Origin of the sequence: Azospirillum melinis (assembly GCF_013340935.1) — a bacterium.
GTDB lineage: Bacteria > Pseudomonadota > Alphaproteobacteria > Azospirillales > Azospirillaceae > Azospirillum > Azospirillum melinis.
On sequence record NZ_WHOS01000058.1, the window covers coordinates 38,187 to 44,813 of the forward strand.

General features: G+C 67.2%; 9 protein-coding genes and 1 pseudogene. 1 reads left to right on the forward strand and 9 read right to left on the reverse strand.

All coding sequences use genetic code 11. The annotated features are described in order from the left end of the window. Nucleotides 1–26: 26 nt before the first annotated feature. From GBZ48_RS28840 to GBZ48_RS28875, 8 genes and pseudogenes are all read right to left on the reverse strand, one after another. Complete coding sequence (locus GBZ48_RS28840; protein ID WP_174474166.1) at nt 27–416, reverse strand: phage tail protein; 390 nt, start codon at nt 414–416, stop codon at nt 27–29. A gap of 3 nt (nt 417–419) precedes the next feature. Next, a complete protein-coding gene (locus GBZ48_RS28845; RefSeq protein ID WP_174474167.1) occupies nt 420–1,634 on the reverse strand; it encodes a hypothetical protein in 1,215 nt (404 codons plus the stop codon). A gap of 15 nt (nt 1,635–1,649) precedes the next feature. Then, on the reverse strand, nt 1,650–1,910 hold the full coding sequence (locus GBZ48_RS28850; protein WP_246307531.1) for a hypothetical protein: 261 nt from the start codon (nt 1,908–1,910) through the stop codon (nt 1,650–1,652). Between the two features lie 59 nt (nt 1,911–1,969). Beyond that, nucleotides 1,970–2,329: a hypothetical protein gene (locus GBZ48_RS28855; protein ID WP_174474168.1), complete on the reverse strand. Its 360-nt coding sequence runs from the start codon at nt 2,327–2,329 to the stop codon at nt 1,970–1,972. Between the two features lie 84 nt (nt 2,330–2,413). Beyond that, nucleotides 2,414–2,935 carry a hypothetical protein gene (locus GBZ48_RS28860; protein ID WP_174474169.1) on the reverse strand — a complete coding sequence of 174 codons (522 nt, stop codon included), beginning with the start codon at nt 2,933–2,935 and terminating at the stop codon, nt 2,414–2,416. A 16-nt stretch (nt 2,936–2,951) separates the two neighbouring features. After that, entirely contained in the window at nt 2,952–3,326 is a 375-nt protein-coding gene (locus GBZ48_RS28865) for a minor capsid protein (RefSeq protein ID WP_109095257.1), read from the reverse strand. A gap of 260 nt (nt 3,327–3,586) precedes the next feature. Further along, nucleotides 3,587–4,275, reverse strand: a pseudogene (locus GBZ48_RS37095) (GGDEF domain-containing protein). 241 nt (nt 4,276–4,516) lie between these two features. Continuing rightward, on the reverse strand, nt 4,517–4,702 hold the full coding sequence (locus GBZ48_RS28875) for a hypothetical protein (protein ID WP_174474170.1): 186 nt from the start codon (nt 4,700–4,702) through the stop codon (nt 4,517–4,519). A 368-nt stretch (nt 4,703–5,070) separates the two neighbouring features. Between GBZ48_RS28875 and aqpZ the strand changes: the two genes are divergently transcribed. After that, nucleotides 5,071–5,811 carry an aquaporin Z gene (gene aqpZ / locus GBZ48_RS28880; RefSeq protein ID WP_174474171.1) on the forward strand — a complete coding sequence of 247 codons (741 nt, stop codon included), beginning with the start codon at nt 5,071–5,073 and terminating at the stop codon, nt 5,809–5,811. A gap of 306 nt (nt 5,812–6,117) precedes the next feature. Here aqpZ and GBZ48_RS28885 read toward each other — a convergent pair whose 3' ends face one another. Continuing rightward, entirely contained in the window at nt 6,118–6,384 is a 267-nt protein-coding gene (locus GBZ48_RS28885; RefSeq protein WP_174474172.1) for a helix-turn-helix transcriptional regulator, read from the reverse strand. Between the last annotated feature and the right edge of the window lie 243 nt (nt 6,385–6,627).

Genomic DNA, 6,627 nt, shown 5'->3' on the forward strand with positions numbered 1-6,627 from the left:
GAAGGGAGCGAAGCGGCCGCGCGGGATCAGAGGTCGAAGACCTCGACGAAGGTCGCGGAAATGCTGGAGAACAGGTAATGGGTGCGGGTGCGCTTCCATTTGCTGCAGATCCAGCGCCGGCGGTCGGGTTCGCCGGGCGGCTTCCACAGGAAGCTTTCCGCACCCCGCCGGGCCCGCAGGAACTCCTCGATCGCCCGCGCCTGATCGGTGTCGAGATACTCCCAGCTCAGCGAATACTGGTCGCGGATGTTGTGGATGCCGTCGGGCGCCCGCTGGGTATAGCCGTCGCCGAAACCGGCGGTCAGCACCTTCACCTCCGGCTCGATGGTGCTGCCGGTCACCGGCGGACAGGGCGGCAGGAAGACCGGGACGCCGTTCTGGCTCGTGGCGTTCTGGCTCGTGGTTTCGCCGGCCATCGCTCAGCCTCCGTAGCTCATGTTGTTCAGCATGCCGCCAGGCCGCATCTGCTGGCGCAGCTCGTTGCCCATCATCGCGCGCAGCTGCTCCTTGACCGACGCGCCGATCCGCTCGGCGAGCGCCTTGTCCTGCTCGCGGTCGCCGGTGGAACCGCCAGCGACATTCACCGTCACCGACTGGGTCACCCCAGGGCCGCCATCCTGCGCCGCCTGGATCAGACGGTCAGCGTTCGTCATTTGTTCCGGCGTAAAGACGGCCTCGCCCTTGCGGGCTATGATCGGGACCTCGCCCGCCACCAGACCGCCGGTGTGGAAGCGGGGAGCGCCGGCGAACAGCCCGGCAGACATCATCCGGCCCGGCCGGCCGGTTTCGCCGACGATGCCGCCGGTGTGGAAGAACGCCGAAAAAAAGCTGACGACGCCCGACAGCATGCTCCCCAGCGGCCCCTCGGGTTTGAGCAGCGAGGAGAAGAGGCCGGAGATGCTGGACATCAGGTTGCCGAACAGTCCATCCGACTTGAAGAGGTCGGATACCTTCGACCAGATGGTGCCGAGCAGGCTGTCGGGTTTGAGATACGACATGACGGCATCGAAGAAGTCCGGCTCACCTGTCGGCGCGTTCGGACTGGCGGCTGCGCCGGTCGCCTGGTTGGGCGAGGAGCCGCCTGCCGTTCCCGCATTGGCGGACGAGGCCGCGTTTCCCCCCGCCTGCGCGGCAGTCTGCGTTGCGGCCTGGGCAGGATCCTTCGGCTTCGTCCTGATGCCGAGCAGATCCAGGGCGCCGACGGCGACCTGTTCCGAGGCCCAGTTCACGAAGTAGTCGCGGAGCTTCGTCCGCATGCCGACGATCACCTTATCGAAGGCCGAACCGATATTCGCCTTTTTGTTGACGATGCTGAGAACGCCGTCCTTCCAGCTATCGACGAAATTCTTGACGCCGTCACCGAAGTCGATCTGGGCGCGCTGACCAAGGGACAGATTGTATCCATTCAAGAGAGTGTCGTATTTCTGCTGGGATTTTTCGAGTTCACTCTGAAAGTACGACTTCTGGTCCTGGCCATTCCCACCGCTTGCAGGAGCGGCTTGCCCCTGGGCGGAGCCCGCCGTCTGGTTCACCGCCTGCAAGACGACGGACGCCGCCGAGCCGTTTACGGTCACTGCGAAAGGCTTGATGTCGAAATTCAATGTTATGGTTGCGGGTTGGGCGGTGGCAGCCATGGTTTTCCCTTTCTGTTAGCCGAAGCGGGCGCGCAGTCTGGTTCTGGCCTTTTCGGTCAGGCCCGGCTCCCCATCCGCCCGGCCGCCGTCGGGCAGGTCGGCGAAGGCGAGCGGCGTGCCGACCCGCTGACGCAGCCGGTCGTGCAGTTCGCGGGCGCCAACGCCGGCCGCCGTCAGATGCACCGGCAGCCAGTCGGCCATCTCCTCCGCGCGCAGCCGGTCGATCTCGTTGAACAGGGTCCAGAACATCCGCACCGGCAGCGCCAGCAGGCGCAACGGGTCGATGCCGTAGAAGCGGCTGACGCGGGCGAAGCAGTAGGCGAAGTCGAGCCGCGTCAGCGGGCCCGACGGCTCCCCCGCTTGCCCGCCCGCGGCTCCCCCGGCTGGCGTTCCCCCGGTTGGCCGTCTCCCGCCGGATCGATCCCGCGGATGAAGGCCAGCAGGACCAGGAGCTGACCCAGATCGAGGCCAAGGATCTCCTCGCGCGGGGTGTCTTCGAGATGGCCGGCGATCACATCGACCAGGATCGGGATCTGCGCCCGGTCGCTGCCGGCCTCCTCGAGCTTCCGCTCGATGTCCCCGGCTTGCAGGAACTGTTCGACGGTCATGTTCTTCAGGATGCGCTCGCGCCCGCCGATGACGACGCTGCGGGAAACGCGGAACTCATCGAGGTTCAGGATGGTGGGCTGGGGCATGGAGGGTCCCGGTCGCTGGTGGCGGGCAAGGTCCGCGAGGGCGGCCACGGGGACGGAAGCCCCCGCGGCCGTTGACCATCGCGGTCAGGCGGCGACGGGGGCGCCGAAGGCGGCGATGCGGTTGCCGGCGGTGCCGTCCGGATAGCAGCTGAAGGTGACCTCGTAGACGCGCTCGCCGCCGTTCTCGTACTTAAAGGTGAAGTTGGGCAGCGGCGCGGCCTTGAAGGCGACGAAATCGTCCTTGGTGGTGGAGGCGGGCAGGGCGGTGGGGTGCAGCTTCAGCGGGGCGGCGATGGCCAGCAGGTCGATGTTGACGCCGGAGCGGATCTCGACCCCGACCTCGGCACCGGCCGCGCCGACGCCGACCGCCTGCGGCATCACTGCCAACAGCTTGGTCAGGTTGGTTTCCAGCATCGGCACCTTGACCGACACCTCGGTGCCGGTGATGACGTCCTTGATCGGGGTCTCGCCCATCTGGTCGGCCTTGACCTGATAATTCGTGGTCTTGACGGTCACTTCGACGCCGCCCTTGGTCGAGCCGAGATCGATGCCGTCGAAGGTGACGTCGCAGATGCCGAGGGCGATGTCTTCGGTGGTGATGGCCATGGGTATAGTCTCCTAATCAGGCGACACGCCAGTCGGCGCGATAGTTGACGATGAAGGTGAAGGTGCTTGCCGTCTCGTCGTGGGGCATCAGCGGCTCGTGCTGGGGCAGGCACGAGATGACGAAACAGCCCCCGGCCGGAGCCGCCCGCAGGGTCAGGGCGTCGGCGATCGCCAGGGCGCGGGCTTCCCCGGCGAGATAGTCGGGATCGTGGGTGCGGACCTGGAAGGAAAGCCGGCGAAGGCCCTGCGCATAGTCGCGTCGGGTTCCGCCCCGCGGCAGGAAGACCGACCCCGCGGCGGTGTCCTGCGGCGCCCGGCCCAGGAACAGGGACCCTCCTTCGGTCCCCAGCCCTTCGGCTTCGACGTGTTTGAGCAATGCGTGCAGCAGCATGGCCTCGGGACTCCGATAAGACGGTCAGGGGGAGGCGAATGGTGGGAGGGCATTCGTCCCATTGGACCTTCATCCGTTTAAAGGACATAATTCCTTTGAACGGATGATTATCTTACGTCGTGAGGAGCCGCCATATGTTTTTGGAAAATCTTTCCAGAACAAGGGGTTGATATGGCCCTGCCTTTCCGACGGTCAGCGAAGCCCGGTCCGTCCGCTCCACGGCATGCCCCGGCAGGGCAGATCGATCCCGATCCCGCCGCTCAGGCTCGTTCGATGCGGTTTCTGCCGGCGGCCTTCGCCTTGTACAGCGCGGCATCGACGCGCTGGAGCAGGCTGTCGATATCCTCGCCGGCCCTGGCCTGGCCGACGCCGATGCTGATGGTGACCGCCCCGCCGCATGCCATCCGCTGCGCGCTCACCCTCTGCCGCAGAGCTTCAAGAACGCCCAGGGCGGAGGGCAGGTCGGTCTCGGTCAGCAGCAGGGCGAATTCCTCGCCCCCCAGCGCGCCAACGCGTCCGAGCGGCGCAGCCGGTCCGACAAGGTGGCGGCGACCACGCGCAGGGCATCGTCGCCCGCCTGATGCCCATACGTGTCGTTGAAGCGCTTGAGATGGTCGATGTCCATCAACACCAGGATATAGGGGCGCCCGTACCGCTCGAGCCTGGCCGCGGCCTCGCCCACCGCCTGCTGGAACCGCCGACGGTTCCACACCCCGGTCAGCGGATCGTGCATCGCCGCCTGTTGCAGTTCCGCCTCCAGGCCCTTGCGGTCGGTGATGTCCAGCAGCACTCCGTTGAACAGCACGGTGCCGTCGTTCCGGCGGCGCGGCTGGGCGCGGCCCAGCACCCAGCGTCCGCCGGCGATCTCCATCTCGCCTTCCCAGACCCGGCCGGCCCGGCCGGCCTGCCGCAGTCCGCGCCGGACCCGCGCCCACCCCTTCATCGCCATCACAGGCGCCAGAGTCTGCGCAACGGTGAGGTCGGCCTCCGGCCGCACGCCGAACAGGGAGGCTGCGGCGGTGCTGAAATAGGTCGCGCGCAAGCCTCCACCGGGATGGAGTTCTGCCTGGAACACCGCACCCGGAAGGGCATTGGCAAGATCGCTCGCCTGGGCTTCCCGCTCGCGCTCCTCTGTCAGGTCGAAGAAGCTGATGACCACGCCGACGATCCCGTCATTGTCGCGGATCGGGCTAGCGCTCAGGCGTACGGGAAAGGATCAGCAGGATGGGGGCGGCGTTGGTGGAGAACAGCGCGTCCAGCACGCCGGCTCCATCCATGCCGCACACGCTGCCGTCGCCCGGCCACAGGGGGAAAGCGCCCGGCCTGGGATCGGCGGACGCCCCGCCGTCCATGTCGCGCTCACCCTGCTCCGCCATTGCGAATTCCCCCCATCGATCACCCGGGGTCGGTCGAACGGCCAGAGAACATGCTGCATATCCTGGCAATCAATTCTATAGGGAATCAAGCTTAAACAAAGCGTTGTCGCAGGGTGGGGGAAAGGGCCGGCTTGCATTCCGGCAAGGAGACGCACCCCGTCCCATTCAAGGGCTCCACGGGACGAAGGTTCGGCAGGGCACCGGACCCTGCGGGCGATATCCCGATCCGGTTGGTCCACCCACCCTGTTCTTCTGCCACATCCCCCTGCCCGAACGCGCGAACTCTCTCCCGTGGGAGTGGATTTATCCTCGTCTGCGCACCGGCATCTGCCGGCCTTCGGCAACCCTGACAGCAGTGGGAGGTTGGCATGAGTATGATTAGGCGCAGCTCCGCTGAGTTTCTCGGAACATTCTGGCTGGTCTTCGGCGGCTGCGGCAGTGCCGTCCTCGCCGCCGCCTTTCCGCAGGTCGGGATCGGATTGCTCGGCGTGTCGCTCGCCTTCGGCCTCACCGTCCTGACCATGGCCTATTCCATCGGCCACATCTCCGGCTGCCACCTGAACCCGGCGGTCACGGTCGGGCTGTGGGCCGGCGGGCGGTTCCCGGCCAAGGACATCCTGCCCTATGTGCTGGCCCAGCTGGTCGGCGCCTTCGCGGCGGCCCTGGTCCTCTATGTCATCGCCACCGGGAAGGCCGATTACAGCCTGGCCGTCAACGGCCTCGCCGCCAACGGGTACGACGCGCATTCCCCCGGCCAGTACAGCATCACCTCGGCCCTGGCGATCGAACTGGTGCTGACCTTCTTCTTCGTGCTGGTGATCCTGGGGTCCACCGACCGGCGGGCGCCGGCCGGCTTCGCGCCGCTGGCCATCGGCATGGCGCTCGTGCTGATCCACCTGATCAGCATCCCGGTCACCAACACCTCGGTGAACCCGGCGCGCAGCACCGGTCCGGCCCTGATTGTCGGCGGGTGGGCACTTCAGCAGCTCTGGCTGTTCTGGCTCGCCCCGCTGGCCGGCGGCCTTGCGGGCGGGCTGGCCTACCGCGTCCTTGCCGAGGAGATGCCGGCGAAGCCCGCCATCACCGGGCAGGCGGAAAGCTCCACCTGAAACGGGCGCAAGACGCTCTTATCGCCGCCCTTATCGCCGACGGGACCGGTTCACAGGGGTCCGGTCCCGGAATGGCCCGCCTGCCGTGGGCGCCCCCATACCACGCCGATGTCGCAACGCTCCGCCGCCGTCCACTGTTATTCAGGCAGGACCAACGGCGCAGAAGGCGTATTCATGCGGCAGTTCGACCCTGACTCCAACCCGATGACGGAGGCCGATTACGGCATCGTGCTGGGCCTGTTCATCGGCATTTATCTCGGCCTCCTAGTGATGTCGACACTGCCTTGACCGTCACGGCTGTGGCAATCACGGCCCTTCCGGCAGCATCAGGCAGCGGTTCACCAGATTCATCAGTTCGCTCTGGCGGGTGGTTCCGGTCTTGGCGAAGACGCTGCGCAGCTGGCTGCGCACTGTGCTGATCGCCACACCGCGATGCTCGCCGATGTCTGCCGGAGTCAGGTCGGCCAGCAGGTCGGCGACGAGGCCGGCCTCCACCGCCGTCAGGCCGAACAGGGCGCCCAGCCGCCTCCCCAGCCCCGGCGCCACCGCGGCCGGGTCGACGATGTAGACCACGGCCCGGATGCGCGCACCGCCGCCCCCACCACTGCCCCCGCCAGGCCGCTACCCAGTTTGGGAATCAAGGGCTGACGGGCCTGGGGGCGGACGGCGAACCCCAGCCGGTGATGGGGGATACCGCCGGCATTCTCGACGATGCGGTCCGGCGCGTCCCCGCGCCGCGACGGGAAAACATCGGCCCCCCGCCCGCCGGCAAACGTGTCGCCCCGGGCACCGCCGCTCAAGGTGTCGTCGTTGAGC